Source organism: Streptomyces sp. NPDC088354, from assembly GCF_044753585.1.
GTDB lineage: Bacteria > Actinomycetota > Actinomycetes > Streptomycetales > Streptomycetaceae > Actinacidiphila.
The window spans coordinates 182,353-198,914 of sequence record NZ_JBIVNJ010000012.1 but is presented as its reverse complement, the minus strand read 5'-3'; the positions used below and the strand labels follow the sequence as shown (position 1 = coordinate 198,914).

Here is a 16,562-nt window from a genome sequence, read left to right as displayed (position 1 = left end):
ACGTGAGGGGGGCGGCGGGTCAGGCCGCCGGCACCGGCTCCTTCTCCGTGGACACCGGCTCGGACGGCGGCTCGCCGTGGCCGTCGTCGACGAGCGTGGTCTCGTCGAAGGGCAGCTCTCCGGCGAAGACGCGCTCGGCCCGCTCGCGGTCGAACTCCTTGGTCCAGGTGCCGATCAGGACGGTGGCGACCGCGTTGCCCGCGAAGTTGGTGACGGCGCGCGCCTCGCTCATGAAGCGGTCGATCCCGACGATGAGGCCCACCCCGTCGACGAGGGCCGGCTTGTGGGACTGGAGCGCGCCGGCCAGCGTCGCCAGGCCCGCGCCGGTGACACCGGCGGCGCCCTTGGAGGCGATCATCATGAAGAGCAGGAGGGTGATCTGCTCGCCGATGGAGAGCGGCTGGCCCATCGAGTCGGCGATGAACAGCGAGGCCATGGTCAGGTAGATCATGGTGCCGTCGAGGTTGAAGGAGTAGCCGGTCGGCACGGTGATGCCGACGACCGGGCGGCTGACGCCGAGGTGCTCCATCTTGGCGATGAGGCGGGGCAGCGCCGACTCCGACGAGGAGGTCGAGACGATCAGCAGGAACTCCCGGCCGAGGTACTTCAGCAGCTGGAAGAGGTTGACCCCGGCCACGAGCCGCAGGATCAGGCCGAGCACGACGACCACGAAGATCAGGCAGGTCACGTAGAAGCCGAGCATGATCGTGGCCAGCGCCTTGAGCGCGTCCACGCCCGCCGAGCCGACCACCGCCGCGAGGGCGCCGAAGGCACCCACCGGCGCGGCCCACATGATCATGGAAAGGACCCGGAAGACCAGCTTCTGGATGTGTCCGATGCCGCGCAGCACCGGCTCGCCCGCCGAGCCCATGGCCTGCAGGCCGAAGCCGACGAGCAGCGCCACCAGCAGGGTCTGCAGCACCTGGCCCTCGGTGAACGCCGAGATCAAGGTGACCGGGATGATCGAGAGGATGAAGTCCGGCAGCGACTCGGCCGGCGCGTCCTTGGCCTGGGCCTGGCCCACGTCCTTCAGGGCGTCGGTCAGGTGCAGCCCGTCGCCGGGCTGGAGGATGTTGCCGACGACGAGGCCGATGGCCAGCGCCACGAAGGACATGACGACGAAGTACCCGAGGGCGAGCCCGCCGACCTTGCCGACCTTCGCGGCCTTCCGTACCGAACCGACGCCGAGCACGATCGTGCAGAAGATGATCGGCGAGATCATCATCTTGATCAGGTTGACGAAGCCGGTGCCGATCGGCTTCAACTCGACCGCCGCGTCCGGGGCGGCAAGACCGAGGACGGCGCCCGCGATCGCGGCGACGACCACCGCGATGTAGAGGTAGTGGGTACGGTCCCTGCGACCCTGGCTGCGGCTCTGCACCGGCACTGACACCTTTGTCTCCTCGGTCCAGCCGGACGCCGTCCCGGACGCCCGCGATTGGATAAGTCCCGGTGACTATGCGCCCGCCCAGTGAGCCAGGTCACGTTTGCGTTCATTGAGTTCGCGGGACCCGTGCACACTGGTGGGCATGCCGCTCCCGACCCGCCTCCGCAGCCCCCGGCCGCGCCGCCGTGCGCACAGCCTGGCGGGCCAGTTGTTCGCGATGCAGGTGGTCATCGTGGCCATGGTGGTCGCGGGCATCGCGGTGCTCGTCTACGCCAACGCCGCCGCACGGGCGGAGGACGCCGCGCGGGACCGGGTCACGGCGGCGGCGCGGGCGGTGGCCGACGCCCCCTCGGTCGCGGCCGCGATTCGCGGCACGGACCCCAGCGCCGCGCTCCAGCCGTACGCCGAGCGGGTCCGCCTGGACACCGGGGTGTCCTTCATCACCATCATGAGCCCGGACGGCATCCGCTGGACGCACCCGGACACCGCCGAGATAGGCCGCCCCTTCCTCGGGAACATAGGCCCCGCCCAGCGCGGCGTCACCTTCACCGAGACCTACACCGGCACGCTCGGCGCGTCCGTGCGCGTCGTCACCCCCATCCGGGACGGCTCCCGGATCGTCGGCCTGGTCAGCGTCGGCATCACGGTCGAGGCCATCACCGACCAGGTGCGGGGCCAGCTGGCCCTGCTCATCGGGATCGCCGCGGCAGCGCTGGCCGTCGGCGGCCTCGGCACCTACCTCGCCAACGCCCGGCTGCGCCGGCACACGCACGGCATGGCCGCGGACGAGCTGAGCCGCATGTACGACTACCACCAGGCGACGCTGCACGCGGTACGCGAGGGGCTGATCCTGCTGGACGCCGGCCGCAGGGTCGCCCTGTGCAACGACGCCGCCCGCGAACTGCTGGGCCTGCCCGGCGCCGTGGTGGGCTCGTACGTCGCCGACCTCGGGCTGCCCGCCTCGCTGACCGGCGCGCTGCTGGCCGCCGAGCCGCGGGTGGACGAGGTGCACCTGACCGCGGAGCGGGTGGTGGTGGTCAACACCTCGCCGGTGCGCGGCGGGGAGCGCCGGGGCACGGTGGTGACCCTGCGGGACCACACCGACCTGCAGTCGCTCACCGGTGAGCTCGACTCCGTACGCGGTTTCGCCGAGGCGCTGCGCTCGCAGGCTCACGAGGCCTCCAACCGTCTGCACACCGTCGTCTCGCTGATCGAACTGGGGCGCACCCAGGACGCGGTGGAGTTCGCGACCGCCGAACTGCAACTGGCCCAGGCGCTGACCGACCGCGTGGTGGCGGCGGTGGCGGAACCGGTGCTGGCCGCACTGCTGCTGGGCAAGGCGGCCGAGGCGAACGAGCGCGGTGTGGAGCTGACGGTCACCGAGGACAGCAGCATCGACGACGGGGTGCTGCCGGCCTCGCTCACCTCCCGGGACCTTGTCACCATCCTGGGCAACCTGATCGACAACGCCCTGGACGCCGCCATCGAGGGCGCCGCGCAGACGACCGCGCCCCCGCACGTCGAGGTCACCGCCCGCACCGGCGAGGGCGAGTTGACGCTGCGGGTCACCGACAGCGGACGCGGGGTGGACCCGGGCGCGGTACGCGAGGTCTTCCGGCGCGGCTGGACGACCAAGAGCCAGGGGCACGGCCTCGGGCTCGCGCTCGTCGAGCAGACCGCCCGGCGCGCGGGCGGCAGCGTGGACCTGGAGCGGGCGGTGGGCGGCGGCGCGTCCTTCACCGTGCGGTTGCCGCTGCGCGGGGAGGTGCGGACATGATCAAGGTACTGGTGGTCGAGGACGACCCGGTGGCGGCCGACGCCCACCGGTTGTACGTGGAGCGGCTGCCCGGCTTCGAGGTCGCGGCCGTCGCGCACTCCGGCGGGGCGGCGCTGCGGGCACTGGAACGGCACGAGGTGGACCTGATCCTGCTCGACCTCAATCTGCCGGACGGGCACGGGCTGCAGGTCGTCCGCAAGCTGCGGGCGGCCGGGCACACCGCGGACGTGGTGGCCGTGACCTCGGCCCGCGACCTGGGGGTGGTGCGCCAGGCGGTCTCGGTGGGCGTGGTGCAGTACCTGCTCAAGCCCTTCCCCTTCCCGGCGCTGCGCGACCGGCTGGAGCGCTGGGCGCGCTACCGCGACGAGCTGGCGGGCGGCGAGGCCTCCGGGCAGGACGAGGTGGACCGCGCGCTGGCGGCACTGCGCAGCCCCGAGGCCTCGGCGCTGCCCAAGGGCCTGAGCGGTCCGACGCTGGAGGCGGTGACCACCGCGCTGCGCGATGCCGAGGGGGGCCTGTCGGCGAGTGCGGCCGCCCAGCAGGTCGGCGTCTCCCGGATCACCGCCCGCCGCTATCTGGAGCACCTGGTCGACATCGGCCGCGCCGTGCGCGCCCCGCAGTACGGCCAGGTGGGGCGGCCCGAGCTCACCTACCGATGGGCGACCGCGCGCAAGCCGTGACGCCGGTGCCGACGCCGGCGCCGTGTCACGGGGTCCGCCTCAGAAGACGGACTCGGCCTCCTGCATGCGGTCCTCGGGGACCCGCTTGAGGACGGTCACGGCCTCGGCGAGCGGCACCAGTTCGATCGCGGTGCCGCGCAGCGCCGTCATGTTGCCGAAGGCGCCCTTGTGCGCGGCCTCGACGGCGTGCCAGCCGAAGCGGGTGGCCAGGACCCGGTCGTAGGGGGTGGGGACGCCGCCGCGCTGGACGTGGCCGAGGATGACCGGGCGGGCCTCCTTGCCCAGGCGCTGCTCCAGCTCGGCGGCGAGCCGGGTGCCGATGCCGGCGAAGCGCTCGTGGCCGTAGGCGTCGATCTCGCCGTGGACGTACGGCATGGTGCCCTCGGCGGGGTGGGCGCCCTCGGCGACGCAGACGACGGCGAACTTCTTGCCCCGCGCGAAGCGCTCCTCGACCATCGCGACGAGGTCGGCGGGGTCGAAGGGCCGCTCGGGCAGGCAGATGCCGTGGGCGCCGCCGGCCATACCGGATTCGAGGGCGATCCAGCCGGCGTGCCGGCCCATCACCTCGACGACCATGACGCGCTGGTGCGACTCGGCGGTGGTCTTCAGCCGGTCGATGGCCTCGGTGGCCACGGTGACGGCGGTGTCGAAGCCGAAGGTGCGGTCGGTGGCCGAGATGTCGTTGTCGATGGTCTTGGGGACGCCGACGAGCGGCATGCCCGCCTCGGCGAGCAGCCGGGCCGCGGTGAGGGTGCCCTCGCCGCCGATCGGGATGAGCACGTCGAGGCCGTACGCCGCGCACACGGTGCGCCAGTTGTCGGCGGCCTCGTGCAGCCGGGAGCGCTCCAGCCGGGTGGAGCCGAGCACGGTGCCGCCGCGGGCCAGGATGCCGCTGACGGAGTTCAGGTCGAGGGTGCGGTAGCGGCCCTCCAGCAGTCCCTTGAAGCCGTCCTCAAAACCGATGACCTCGTCGCCGTGGTACGTCAACGCGCGATGGGTCACCGAACGGATGACAGCGTTGAGCCCTGGACAGTCGCCGCCCGCGGTGAGCACTCCGATACGCATGGCGCTGCGCGCTCCCTCCGGTAGCGTCCCAGGTCGCCTCTTTCGCATCGTAGATCCGTGCCTGACCCACCGCGCGTCATACGCACAGCGGACTGTAATGTCAAGAGGCACCCGCCACCCGAATGGGTGATTCCACCAGGCAGGAACGGAGAGAGCGCGTGACGCGCAGCGTGTACGTAACCGGGGTCGGCCGGGGGGACGGCAGGCAGGTCGTCGAGCTCGGCGTCATGGAGCTGCTCACCCGCCAGGTCGACCGCGTGGGCGTGTTCCGCCCGCTGGTGCACGACACCCCCGACCGGATGTTCGACCTGCTGCGCAGCCGCTTCCGGCTCACCCAGGACCCCGCGACGGCCTTCGGCCTGAGCTACGAGGAGGCCGCGGCCCTCCAGGCCGAGCAGGGCCGGGACGCGATGATCGCCGTGCTCGTGGAGCGCTACCACCTGGTGGCCGGTGAGTACGACACCGTGCTGGTGCTCGGCTCGGACTTCCACGAGACCAACCTGCCGGGCGAGATGGGCATCAACGCCCGCCTCGCCAACGAGTTCGGGGCCTCCGTGGTCCCGGTGGTCGGCGGGCGCGACCAGACCGCGGAGTCGGTGGTGGACGAGGTGCGCAACGCCCACCAGTCCTACTCCGGCTTCGGCTGCGACATCGTCGCCATGATCGCCAACCGGGTGCCCCCGGAGACCCTGGACGAGGTCGCCGGGCGGCTGCGCCGGCTGCTGCCGGTCCCCGCGTACGTACTGCCCGACGAGCCCGCGCTGTCGGCGCCGACGGTCTCCCAGATCGTCGAGACCCTCGGCGCGGAGGTGCTGCTCGGCGACAGCAGCGGGCTCTCCCGGGACGTCCTGGGCTTCGTCTTCGGCGGTGCGATGCTGCCCACCTTCATCCGCGCGCTGACCCCCGGCTGCATGGTGATCACCCCGGGCGACCGCGCCGACCTCATCATCGGCTCGCTCGCCGCGCACTCGGCCGGCTCCCCGCCCATCGCGGGCATCCTGCTCACCCTCGACGAGGTGCCCGGCCCCGAGATCATGGCGCTCGCCGCCCGGCTCGCCCCCGGCACCCCGGTGATGTCGGTGCCGACCGGCAGCTTCCCGACCGCCGCCGAGCTGTTCGCCCTGGAGGCGAAGCTCGGCGCGGGCACCCCGCGCAAGGCCGAGACCGCGCTCGGCCTCTTCGAGACCCATGTCGACAGCGCCGAACTCACCGAGCGGCTGTCGGTGGTCCGCGGCGAACGCGTCACCCCGATGATGTTCGAGCACGAACTCATCGAGCGGGCCCGCTCGGGGCGGCGCCGCGTCGTGCTCCCGGAGGGCGCCGAGGAGCGCATCCTGCACGCCGCCGAGGTGCTGCTGCGCCGCAACGTCTGCGACATCGTGCTGCTGGGGAACGAGGACGCCATCCGCCGCCGGGCCGGCGAACTCGGCATCGACGTGGACGTCCCCGGCCTGGTGCTCACCGATCCGCAGACCTCACCGCTGCGCGAGAGCTTCGCCGAGCTGTACGCCAAGCTGCGCGCCCACAAGGGCGTGAGCTACGAACTCGCCTACGACGTCGTCGCCGACGTGTCGTACTTCGGCACGCTGATGGTGCAGCAGGGGCTGGCCGACGGCATGGTCTCCGGCGCGGTGCACTCCACCGCGGCGACCATCCGGCCCGCGTTCGAGATCATCAAGACGGTGCCGGACGCGTCGATCGTCTCCTCGGTCTTCTTCATGTGCCTGGCCGACAAGGTGCTGGTGTACGGCGACTGCGCGGTCAACCCGGACCCCGACGCCGAGCAACTGGCGGACATCGCGATCCAGTCGGCGGAGACCGCCGCCCAGTTCGGGGTGGAGCCGCGGGTGGCGATGCTGTCGTACTCCACCGGGACCTCCGGCTCCGGGGTGGACGTCGACAAGGTGCGCCGGGCCACCGAACTGGTCCGCGAGCGCCGCCCGGAGCTGCTGGTCGAGGGCCCGATCCAGTACGACGCGGCGGTGGACGCGCAGGTGGCCGAGACCAAGCTGCCCGGCTCGAAGGTGGCGGGGAACGCGACCGTGCTGATCTTCCCGGACCTCAACACCGGCAACAACACCTACAAGGCGGTGCAGCGTTCGGCCGGCGCCGTCGCCGTCGGCCCCGTGCTGCAGGGCCTGCGCAAGCCCGTCAACGACCTGTCGCGCGGAGCGCTGGTGCAGGACATCGTCAACACGGTCGCCATCACGGCGATCCAGGCCCAGGGCGAGCAGGGAACCACCGCTCCGGCCGGTCCGGCCGGTCCGACCGCAACAAGGAAGGCACCGTGACAGCGACCCGCGTCCTCGTCCTCAACTCCGGCTCCTCGTCGGTGAAGTACCAGCTCATCGACATGGCCGACGGCAGCCGCCCGGCGGCCGGGATCGTGGAGCACATCGGTGAGCGCGGCGGGGTCGCCGGACACGCCGAGGCGCTGGGGGTCGTCGCGGACGAGCTGGCCGCCCGTGGCCTCGGCCTGGACTCCCCCGAACTGGCCGCCGTGGGGCACCGCGTGGTGCACGGGGGCACCCGGTTCACCGAGCCGGTGCTGGTCGACGACGCCGTGCTCGCGGCCGTCGAGGAGCTCGTGCCGCTCGCCCCGCTGCACAACCCGGCCAACATCACCGGCATCCGGGTGGCCCGCGCGCTGCGCCCCGACCTGCCCCAAGTGGCGGTCTTCGACACCGCCTTCCACTCCACTGTCCCCGAGCACGCCTACCGCTACGCGATCGACCGGGAGACCGCCGACGCCCACCAGGTGCGCCGCTACGGCTTCCACGGCACCTCGCACGCGTACGTCAGCCGGGCCACGGCCGAACTGCTGGGCAAGGACCCCGCCGAGGTCAATGTGATCGTGCTGCACCTCGGCAACGGCGCCTCCGCCTCCGCCGTGCGCGGCGGCGCGTGCGTGGAGACCTCCATGGGACTGACCCCGCTGGAGGGCCTGGTCATGGGTACCCGCTCGGGTGATCTCGACCCGGCCGTGGTCTTCCACCTCAGCCGCGTGGGCGGGATGTCGGTGGACGACGTCGACACCCTGCTCAACAAGCGCTCCGGTCTGCTGGGCCTGTGCGGCGACAACGACATGCGGGAGATCGGCCGGCGGATGGCGGAGGGCGACGAGAGCGCGCAGCTCGCCTTCGACGTCTACGTGCACCGGCTGCGCAAGTACGTCGGCGCCTACACCGCCGTCCTGGGCCGGGTCGACGCGATCGCCTTCACCGCGGGTGTCGGGGAGAACTCCCCCGCCGTGCGGGAGGCCTCGATGCGCGGCCTGGAAGCCCTGGGCATCGAGCTGGACGGGGTGCGCAACGCGGTGCGCGCCGGCTCCGCGCGACTGGTGTCGGCCGCCGGCAGCAAGGTGGCTGTGGCGGTCGTGCCGACCGACGAGGAGCAGGAGATCGCCCGGCAGACGTACGCGCTGGTGACCGGCCCGTGACGTCTCCAGGTCACCTGGAGGCTCTAGTCTATGGCCGCCGTCCGCACCGTCCACGACTCCCCCGCACGGGAAAATTCCGGAGCGGAACAAATTGATAGGATCGTCCTCATGCGCCGAGCGAAAATCGTCTGCACCCTGGGTCCCGCCGTCGACTCCTACGACCAGCTGAAAACGCTGGCCGAAGCCGGGATGAACGTGGCCCGTTTCAACTTCAGCCACGGCAGCCACGCCGAGCACGAGGAGCGCTACCACCGGGTGCGCAAGGTCTCGGAGGAGACCGGGCGTGCCATCGGTGTGCTGGCCGACCTCCAGGGCCCCAAGATCCGCCTGGAGACCTTCGCGGACGGCCCCGTGGAGCTGGTCGCCGGTGACGAGTTCACCATCACCACCGAGGACGTGGCGGGCGACAAGACCATCTGCGGCACCACCTACAAGGGCCTGCCCGGCGACGTCCGGTCCGGCGACCCGGTCCTGATCAACGACGGCAACGTCGCGCTGCGCGTGACCGAGGTCGACGGCGCCCGTGTGCGCTGCCTGGTCGTCGAGGGCGGCGTCATCTCCGACCACAAGGGCATCAACCTGCCCGGCGCGGCGGTCAACGTCCCCGCGCTGTCCGAGAAGGACATCGACGACCTGCGCTTCGCGCTGCGGATGGGCGTCGACATGGTCGCGCTGTCCTTCGTGCGCGACGCCAAGGACATCCGCGACGTGCACCGCGTGATGGACGAGGTCGGCCGCCGCGTGCCGGTCATCGCCAAGGTGGAGAAGCCGCAGGCGGTGGACAACATGGAGGACATCGTCGCGGCCTTCGACGCCGTCATGGTGGCCCGTGGCGACCTGGCGGTGGAGTACCCGCTGGAGAAGGTCCCCATGGTGCAGAAGCGGCTCATCGAGCTGTGCCGCCGCAACGCCAAGCCGGTGATCGTGGCGACCCAGATGATGGAGTCGATGATCACCAACTCCCGCCCCACCCGCGCCGAGGCCTCCGACGTCGCCAACGCGATCCTGGACGGCACGGACGCGGTGATGCTGTCCGCCGAGTCCAGCGTCGGCAAGTACCCGATCGAGACCGTGAAGACCATGTCGCGGATCATCGAGGCCGCCGAGGTCGAGCTGCTCAAGCAGGGCCTGTGGCCGCTCAACGGCCGCAAGCCGCGCACCCAGGGCGGGGCCGTCGCCCGTGCCGCCGCCGAGCTCGCGGACTACCTGGACGCCAAGACGCTGGTCGCCTTCACCAAGTCCGGCGACACCGCGCGCCGCCTGGCCCGCTACCGCGTGCCGCAGCCGGTGGTCGCGTACACGACCGACGAGTCGACCCGCAACTTCCTCGCGCTGACCTGGGGTGTGCAGACCACCGTCGTGCAGTACGTCAGCACCACCGACGAGATGGTCGAGATCGTCAACGAGGAGATGCTGAAGCTCAGCGACTACGCCGAGGGCGACACGGTGATCATCACCGCCGGCTCGCCTCCCGGTGAGGCCGGCACCACCAACCTCGTGCGGGTGCACCACCTCGGCCACCGCGCCGTCTGACCCGCACCGCGCCGACGGAGAACGGCGGAGGGCGCCTCCCCCGCAAGGGGTGGGCGCCCTCCGCCGTGTGCGGCTCCCGGACGGGTCCGGGCCCGGTCAGTCCTGGGTGTTGTACACGTGCATACCGGGGACCTTCAGGGTGCCGCCGAACTGGCCGGCCTGCTTCACCGTGACGTTGGTGAAGAAGGCGATCGGCACGTTGACCGGCGGCGGGGTGTCGGGCGTGAACTCGATCGGGATGAGCCCGAAGAGGTTGCCCTTCAGCGACTCGGTGTACATCGTCACCGTGCCGCCGCGGATGGTCGACGTGCTGCCCTTGCGCGCCTCGACGTGGCCGACGGTGCCGTTCGGGCCGACGACCTCCTGGTGCAGGTCCTTGATGTCCAGGGTGGAGGCCGTGAACTTCAGTACCGGCTTGACCTTCCCGCTCCAGGTCTTGACCTCGACGATGCCCTTGTAGTCCAGGCCCGTCAGGGTCAGCAGGCTGCTGTGCAGCGTCCAGGGGTCGTCCGCGAGGAGGGCGGGCGTCTCCTGGTACGCCGCGTCGGCCAGAGCCTGCGCGTCGTGCGTCGGGCACGGGAACGGGGTCTTCCCGTCCGCCGACGTGACCAGGGGGCTCGGCGTGCTGTCGGGCGCCTGCGTCGCCTTGCCGGTGGCGTCGCCCGCGGCCTTGGTGACCTCGGACAGCGCCTTCTTGACCTTGTCGGTGGTGTCCTTGACGGTCGTGTCGGCCGGCTTGTCCGTGGTGTCCGTCGTCGGGGTCTGCGACGTGGCGCTCGGGGCCGGCGTGGCCGTCGCGGAGGGCGCGGTGTCCGCCGGGGCGGCGTCCGTGCTCTTCTTGTTGACGCCCAGCAGGTCGCCCAGCGCGTCGCCGAGGCCCAGCGGGTCCAGCGGGTCGGAGGACGGCTTCGTCGACGGGGAGGCCGGCGCGGACGGCGTCGACGGGGAGGTCGGCACGGTCGTCGACCCGTTGCCGTCGCCCTTGCCGTCCCCGGTACCCGTGCCGGAGTCGGACGTGCCGGGCGTCGGGGTCACCGAGGGCTTCGGCGTCTCCGGCCTGTCCTGCCCGTCCTGCTTGCCACCGTTGCCCGGCGTGCTGCTCGGCGTCGAGGACGGCGAGGGCTCGTCGGGCTGCTCCACGCACTTCGTACCGGAGAACGGGTTCTTCGGCAGTTCGTCGGCAGAGGCCAGCCTCGGGGTCAGTCCCATGCCCATCAGGACCGCCGTCGGCATCGCGGCCAGGGCTATCGCCTTGCCCGCCGGCATCTGCAGCTTGGTCAGCAGCGACTTCCTCGGGGCCGCGTGCCGCGGCCCCGGTCTCACGCGGGTGCCGCTACCGGCGGCCGCGGAAGCCGGCTGATCCTCATCACCCCGCACTGTGCCTCCCGTTCGCGTCTGCGGTTCGCTCTGTGCCGTCCGCCGCCTCCTGTGAGACGGTGCCGTCCGACGCCTCGGCGCGGTACTCGCCGTACGCCTGCGCGTAGGGCGAGTCCGGCGGGGGCACGTAGCCGGTGTCGCCGTCGTACCCCTTGCCGCCGTCGGGCAGTTCCGCCGCCTGCGGGCCGCCCTCGGCGGGCGGGACACCCGGGGCCCACGCCACGGAGAGCGCTCCGCCGACCAGCCCGAGCACGAAGCCCGCGAAGAAGCCGCCGAAGTTGGAGACCACCAGGGAGACCAGGGCGAGCAGGATCGAGGCGATGCCCGCGAAGACCCGGACCGCCGACTGGAACCACATGGTCAGACCGAGGACGACCAGCAGCACGCCGATGATCAGCGAACCGGAGCCGGCCGTGGTGGCCATGGTCAGGCTGAGCGAGCCAAGGGTGATGTTGGCGTACGGGAAGTAGGCGATGGGCAGTCCGGCCAGAACCGTCAGCAGGCCCGCCCAGAACGGCCGCTGCCCGCGCCATACGCGGAAGCGGAACCGCCAATAGTCGAACCCGCTCAGTCCATGTGTCTCGGCGCTCATGGAAAACTGCTCCCTGGGACTGGCGTTACAAAGAAAAAAGCGAGTGGTCGGGGGAAGGTGAGGGGCGTCCCGCGCCCCTCACCCCCCTGGCGGTGCTTAGAAGCACTCGTAGCCCGCGCCCGAGCCCTTCTTGACCGACATGCTCAGCCCGCTGAGCTTGAAGGTTCCCGCGCTGGTGGCCCAGGCGGTCTGCTTCACGTCGGTCAGGTCGGCCGAGTCGGCCTCCTGCGCGAAGGAACCCGGGTCCGACTGGTCGCCGGCCTTGATGCCGGGGCCCTTCTTGCTGTCTCCGGCCGCCACGCCGATGTTGATGTTGGTGAACGTGGCGTCCGCGTTCAGCTGGTCGAGGTCGATGTAGAGGTTCTTCGCCTCGACCTTCTTGTCACCGTTGCCGGCGCCCAGCTTCAGCGTCACGTCGCCGAAGACCGGAACCGGCACGACGACGGACTGGCACAGCCCGGAGATCTGGGCGTTGCTGAACGCGGAGACCGCGACCGGGATCGGCTTGCCGCCGTGCTGGACGTCGATGGCTCCGTACTGGACGAAGCCCTCACCGTGCAGGCTGTCGGCCTTCACCTTGAACTGCTGGCCGGACACGCTGAACGACGCGGCAAGCGCGCCCTGACCCAGGGCCACGCCTATCGCGGCGGTGGCCGCGACGCTCGGCACCATGACAACGGCGAACCGCTTCCATCTGGTACCGCCGCGAATGAGCGACTCCATGACTTTCCTCCTTCTCGGACGTACATCTCCGGCCGGAATCGTGGGGATTGCGGCGGGATGGGAGAAGAGCTACGTCCTCGGGAAGGAGAGCGCCGTACAGACGGCCGCACGCGGGATGGCGGACGGCGTTGTCCGGAATTCGGCGATCACCCCCGAGCGACAACCACTGGCCACGCTCTCGCGCAACCTGCTGGACAGGCCCTGCCGGGCGGCAGAGACCCCCCTGTCCACGAGACGCGGCCGCTGCTGGCACAGCCTTCGCGTCCCGGCCCGGTGGGGACCCGTACGACGAGCGGGCGGCTGGATGCCGACACCTCGGCAACGGACCGAGCTTGGCCGATCGTGGTCCATTCGGCGCCGCTGCACAAGGGGCTTCGTTACTAGCGGGTAACGGTGCGATAACCCAGCTCGCATGGTCTGGACCAGATCGATTACGCAGGGTGGTTGCGATGAGGGTGTGAAATTGCCTCAAGGGGTGATAGATCCGGACAGAAGTCCGTCACTCTCTTACCGGAAGTAACAGCGGCCGCGCTTCATCAAGATTTGGTAAAGCGCGGCCGGGGTCACATTCGGCTCGAAAGGTCTTTCGAGGTGGGGAGGGTCGGCGCGATCAGGTCAGAAGAGCACGCGGGCAAGCGCCGAGCGGGCCGCGGTCACCCGCGGATCGTCCGGGCCGATCACCTCGAACAGCTCCAGCAGGCGCGTCCGGGCGGCGTCACGGTCCGCACCCGTGGAGCGGCGCACCGCCTCCACCAGCCGCCCGAAGGCGTCCTCCACATGTCCGCCCACCAGGTCGAGGTCGGCCACGGCGATCTGCGCCGGAACGTCGTCGGGGCGGTCCGCGGCGGCCTTGCGCAGCGATTGCGGGTCGACCCCCTCCACGCGCTGCAGCAGCTCCGCCTGGGCCAGGCCCAGCTTCGCCTCCAGGTTGCCCGGGTCGCCGGACAGCACGTTGCGGTACGCCTGGATCGCGCCACCGAGGTCGCCTTGGTCGAGCGCGTCGTGCGCGGCGGTCAGGGCCAGTTCCTGCGGGCTCGGCGGGCGCTCCTCGGCCGGTGCGGCGGGCGCGCCGCCCTCGACCGGGACGCCGACGATGCCGAAGCGCTGCTCGGCGACGGCGATCAGCTGGTCGAGCACCTCGCGGATCTGGTCCTCCGGGGCCGCGCCCTGGAAGAGCGGCATCGCCTGGCCGGCCAGCACCGCGAACACCGCGGGAATCCCCTGCACGCCGAACTGCTGCACCAGCAGCTGGTTCGCGTACACATCGATCTTGGCGACGACGACCCGGCCCGCGTACTCGGCGGCGAGCCGCTCCAGCGCGTCCTCCAACTGCACGCTGGCGTCCGCGCGGTCGGTCCAGAAGTGGACGACGACCGGGACCTCGGTGGAGCGCTGCAGGACGTCGGTCTCGAAGGTGGCCTCGGTGACCTCGGTCACCAGGACGGGGGTGGGTACCACCCCGGTGCGGGCGGCTTCCGCACGGGCCTGCTCGGCCTTCGCCTTGGCCTCACCGGCCGCCTTCACCGCGGCGAGGTCGACCACGCCGCTCATGGACATGTTCCGTGGCTGCATGGGACCAATCCTCCCCCCTCGTCGCGGTTCCCGGGGAATCGCCCCCCGAAAGCGCCGCACTGGCGCGTCATCACGGCGGAAGCACGACGCGGGGTCCCCGCCCACGCCTCGTGGCTGCCGCCTGTTTCGATACGGGTCGTAGCGTAACTCCATGGTCGCGCACCGCGCAACGGGGATAGGGTGCCCAGCCATGTGCCCGCGTGAAACAGGACGAAGGACCGGCCGCCCCCGCAGTGCGGAGGCCGACCGGGCGATCCTGGACGCCGCGCGGCAGGCCCTGGTCGAGACCGGCTGGGGCAAGTTGACCATGGGCGACGTCGCGGCGCGCGCGAAGGTGGCCAAGACCACTCTCTACCGCCGCTGGGCCGGCAAGAGCGAACTCGTGGTGGACGCGGTGGCCGCGCTCTTCGACGAGTTGGAACTTCCCGACCGCGGCACTCTGCGCGCCGATGTGGAGGGCGTGGTCCTGCAGTTCGCGGCCCTGCTGGAGCAACCCGCCACCAAGACAGCGCTGATGGCGGTGGTCGCCGAGGCGACGCACGACGAGGCGCTGCGGGAGCGGATCCGCGAGGCGATCGTCGACCGGCAGAAACGGCTGGTGATCGAGGGCCGCCGGCGGGCCCAGGCGCGCGGCGAGATCCCGCCCGACAACGGCGACCCGACGCCGCAGATCGATCTCATCTTCGACGTCATCGCCGGGGCCGTCGTGCACCGGACCCTTGTCTCCTGCGAGCCGGTCGACGCCGACTGGGCGTCCCGCTTCACCACGGTCCTGCTCGGCGGGCTCTCGGCCGCCGCGGACTGACCGCCGCCGGCCGTTGCGGCCCGCTCCCGCGGGACGGCAACTCCTGTGCGTCCGGGCACCGTTCGGCAGGACGTCTTCCGGCGGGCGTTCCCGGAAGTTCACCGATCACGCGGCGCCGACCTCTTGCCGGGATGTCATGGCACCGCCATGCTTACCCGCGGGTATCTACTCGCATAGATTCCTCACCGGTTCGGCACAGCTCCGCACAGCTCCGCGCAGTTCAGCACAGTTCCGCGAAGTCCTGCCCAGCTCGTCGCAGTTCCGCACTGCTCTGTCCTGACAGTGCGTCACAGATCGCTCGCCCCCAGGAGGATCGATCCACGTGAGACGTCATCACCCTCGTCGGCGCGGCGCCGTCGTCTCCCTCGCCGCCTCCCTGCTCGCCCTGACGGCCGGCCAGACCGTGAGCGCCCTGCCCGCCACGGCCGCCCCCAACCCCCACACACCCGCCTCCGCGGTCTCCGCGGCCGAGGAGCAGGCGGCGCGTGCGATCGCCGGCTCGCTCACCGACTCCGCCTGGCGCGCCCGGGTCGGCAGGGCGACGCTCGCCTCCGACGAGGTCGCCGTCACCGCTCTGGCCGACAGGGCCGGCGGCTCCCTGAAGGCCGAACTGGCCGCCGCCGACCGGCGGATCGCCGCCGCCAAGGGCCTGGACTCCGGTGTCGGCCCGCTGCTGCGGCTGCGGCTCGGCGACGACTCCATGCGCGCGGCGCTGGCCGCCGGCGTGGCGCCGTGGGTGACCGCGGCCTCCCTGGACGACGACGCCGCCACCGTCACCGCCTGGGACAGTCGGGGCCGCGCCCACACGCTGGACGCCCGCAAGGCGCCCTCGCACCCGGTGTACGTCGTGGACATCGACGGCTCCAAGGCGCTGGCCGCCGGTCTGGCCGTGATGAACAAGGAGCTCACCCGCTACGGCGTGGCCTCCGCCAAGGCCACGCCGTCCCGCACCGAGGCCCCCGCGGCCGGTGCGCGGGCGCAGGCGGCCGCGGGCGGCTTCTGGACCACCCGCATCACCTCGGTCGAGCTGTCGGACGACGAGGAGCCCTGGGTCAAGGGCGACGCCGAGATCTACACCCTGGTCACCGGTTTCGGGCAGGACGGCGCGGTGCGCGTCGACCCCGTCGACATGCCGTACCTGGACAACGACGGCACGGTGTACCGGCCCAACCAGATCCTGGTGAACTGGTCGAACTACAAGTACAACCTCGCCGACGCCGTGATGATGGAGGAGGACGGCAGCACCAACTACCGCGACCTGGCCAAGGCCATCGCCACGGCGCTGCTCACCATCACCGACCAGGGCACCTACATCCCACTGGTGACCGCGGTCCTGGACGCGATCCCGGACGACTGGTGGACCGACGACCCGGACTACGTCGACTCCTGGTACACCCTGGCGCAGAGCGACAACGGCACCCGCTACGGCGCCCGCGGCAACGGCTGGATGACCGTCGAGCCGTACTTCGTGCAGGAGTTCTGAGCCGGCACGGCGCACAGCGACACGAGTCGCGGGGGGGGGGGGGGGGCCCCGGGGGGGGCCCCCCCCCCCCCCCCCCCGGGGGGGGGGGGGGGGGGGCCCGCGGGGCGGCGCCGCGGGGCGGGGGGTGGG

At 71.6% G+C, this 16,562-nt stretch carries 13 protein-coding genes; 7 read left to right on the top strand and 6 right to left on the bottom strand.

Going from position 1 to position 16,562, the window contains the following annotated elements; all coding sequences use genetic code 11:
- Positions 1 to 19 precede the first annotated feature (19 nt).
- Positions 20 to 1,387: a cation:dicarboxylate symporter family transporter gene (locus tag ACIP98_RS20275; RefSeq protein ID WP_401977150.1), complete on the bottom strand. Its 1,368-nt coding sequence runs from the start codon at positions 1,385 to 1,387 to the stop codon at positions 20 to 22.
- A 142-nt stretch (positions 1,388 to 1,529) separates the two neighbouring features.
- On the opposite strand from ACIP98_RS20275, the gene ACIP98_RS20270 reads away from it, so the two are divergent.
- Both ACIP98_RS20270 and ACIP98_RS20265 read left to right on the top strand, forming a co-directional pair.
- Positions 1,530 to 3,164: a sensor histidine kinase gene (locus ACIP98_RS20270; RefSeq protein ID WP_319659913.1), complete on the top strand. Its 1,635-nt coding sequence runs from the start codon at positions 1,530 to 1,532 to the stop codon at positions 3,162 to 3,164.
- A complete protein-coding gene (locus ACIP98_RS20265; RefSeq protein ID WP_319659914.1) occupies positions 3,161 to 3,844 on the top strand; it encodes a response regulator in 684 nt (227 codons plus the stop codon). Before ACIP98_RS20270 ends, ACIP98_RS20265 begins: the two co-directional genes overlap by 4 nt.
- A gap of 39 nt (positions 3,845 to 3,883) precedes the next feature.
- Here ACIP98_RS20265 and ACIP98_RS20260 read toward each other — a convergent pair whose 3' ends face one another.
- Positions 3,884 to 4,909, bottom strand: a complete 1,026-nt coding sequence (locus ACIP98_RS20260) for an ATP-dependent 6-phosphofructokinase (RefSeq protein ID WP_319659915.1) — start codon at positions 4,907 to 4,909, stop codon at positions 3,884 to 3,886.
- Between the two features lie 158 nt (positions 4,910 to 5,067).
- On the opposite strand from ACIP98_RS20260, the gene pta reads away from it, so the two are divergent.
- The 3 genes from pta (at position 5,068) to pyk (ending at position 9,881) form a co-directional block, all read left to right on the top strand.
- The gene (gene pta / locus ACIP98_RS20255) at positions 5,068 to 7,200 is read left to right on the top strand and encodes a phosphate acetyltransferase (RefSeq protein ID WP_319659916.1); all 2,133 of its coding nucleotides are present in this window, start codon (positions 5,068 to 5,070) and stop codon (positions 7,198 to 7,200) included.
- Positions 7,197 to 8,348: an acetate kinase gene (locus tag ACIP98_RS20250; RefSeq protein WP_319659917.1), complete on the top strand. Its 1,152-nt coding sequence runs from the start codon at positions 7,197 to 7,199 to the stop codon at positions 8,346 to 8,348. The genes pta and ACIP98_RS20250 overlap by 4 nt, the downstream gene beginning before the upstream one ends.
- Positions 8,349 to 8,456: 108 nt before the next feature.
- Entirely contained in the window at positions 8,457 to 9,881 is a 1,425-nt protein-coding gene (gene pyk / locus ACIP98_RS20245; RefSeq protein WP_319659918.1) for a pyruvate kinase, read from the top strand.
- Between the two features lie 96 nt (positions 9,882 to 9,977).
- Here pyk and ACIP98_RS20240 read toward each other — a convergent pair whose 3' ends face one another.
- The 4 genes from ACIP98_RS20240 to ACIP98_RS20225 form a co-directional block, all read right to left on the bottom strand.
- Entirely contained in the window at positions 9,978 to 11,258 is a 1,281-nt protein-coding gene (locus ACIP98_RS20240; protein ID WP_401977125.1) for a hydrogenase expression protein HypF, read from the bottom strand.
- Entirely contained in the window at positions 11,248 to 11,850 is a 603-nt protein-coding gene (locus ACIP98_RS20235) for a DUF6114 domain-containing protein (protein WP_319659920.1), read from the bottom strand. The genes ACIP98_RS20240 and ACIP98_RS20235 overlap by 11 nt, the downstream gene beginning before the upstream one ends.
- Positions 11,851 to 11,946: 96 nt before the next feature.
- The gene (locus tag ACIP98_RS20230; protein WP_319659921.1) at positions 11,947 to 12,573 is read right to left on the bottom strand and encodes a DUF6230 family protein; all 627 of its coding nucleotides are present in this window, start codon (positions 12,571 to 12,573) and stop codon (positions 11,947 to 11,949) included.
- A 615-nt stretch (positions 12,574 to 13,188) separates the two neighbouring features.
- Positions 13,189 to 14,145 (bottom strand): tetratricopeptide repeat protein, encoded by a 957-nt coding sequence (locus ACIP98_RS20225; protein WP_401977123.1) that lies wholly within the window; start codon positions 14,143 to 14,145, stop codon positions 13,189 to 13,191.
- 190 nt (positions 14,146 to 14,335) lie between these two features.
- Here ACIP98_RS20225 and ACIP98_RS20220 point away from each other — a divergent pair, with 190 nt between their 5' ends.
- Complete coding sequence (locus ACIP98_RS20220; protein ID WP_319659923.1) at positions 14,336 to 14,950, top strand: TetR/AcrR family transcriptional regulator; 615 nt, start codon at positions 14,336 to 14,338, stop codon at positions 14,948 to 14,950.
- 322 nt (positions 14,951 to 15,272) lie between these two features.
- Positions 15,273 to 16,433: a DUF3103 family protein gene (locus ACIP98_RS20215; RefSeq protein ID WP_401977121.1), complete on the top strand. Its 1,161-nt coding sequence runs from the start codon at positions 15,273 to 15,275 to the stop codon at positions 16,431 to 16,433.
- Positions 16,434 to 16,562: the final 129 nt, after the last annotated feature.

Coding starts and splice junctions, on each gene's coding strand:
- ACIP98_RS20270 (WP_319659913.1), top strand. CDS start 1,530: ATGCCGCTCCCGACCCGCCTCCGCAGCCCCCGGCCGCGCCGCCGTGCG.
- ACIP98_RS20265 (WP_319659914.1), top strand. CDS start 3,161: ATGATCAAGGTACTGGTGGTCGAGGACGACCCGGTGGCGGCCGACGCC.
- ACIP98_RS20260 (WP_319659915.1), bottom strand. CDS start 4,909: ATGCGTATCGGAGTGCTCACCGCGGGCGGCGACTGTCCAGGGCTCAAC.
- pyk (WP_319659918.1), top strand. CDS start 8,457: ATGCGCCGAGCGAAAATCGTCTGCACCCTGGGTCCCGCCGTCGACTCC.
- ACIP98_RS20235 (WP_319659920.1), bottom strand. CDS start 11,850: ATGAGCGCCGAGACACATGGACTGAGCGGGTTCGACTATTGGCGGTTC.
- ACIP98_RS20230 (WP_319659921.1), bottom strand. CDS start 12,573: ATGGAGTCGCTCATTCGCGGCGGTACCAGATGGAAGCGGTTCGCCGTT.
- ACIP98_RS20225 (WP_401977123.1), bottom strand. CDS start 14,145: ATGCAGCCACGGAACATGTCCATGAGCGGCGTGGTCGACCTCGCCGCG.
- ACIP98_RS20220 (WP_319659923.1), top strand. CDS start 14,336: ATGTGCCCGCGTGAAACAGGACGAAGGACCGGCCGCCCCCGCAGTGCG.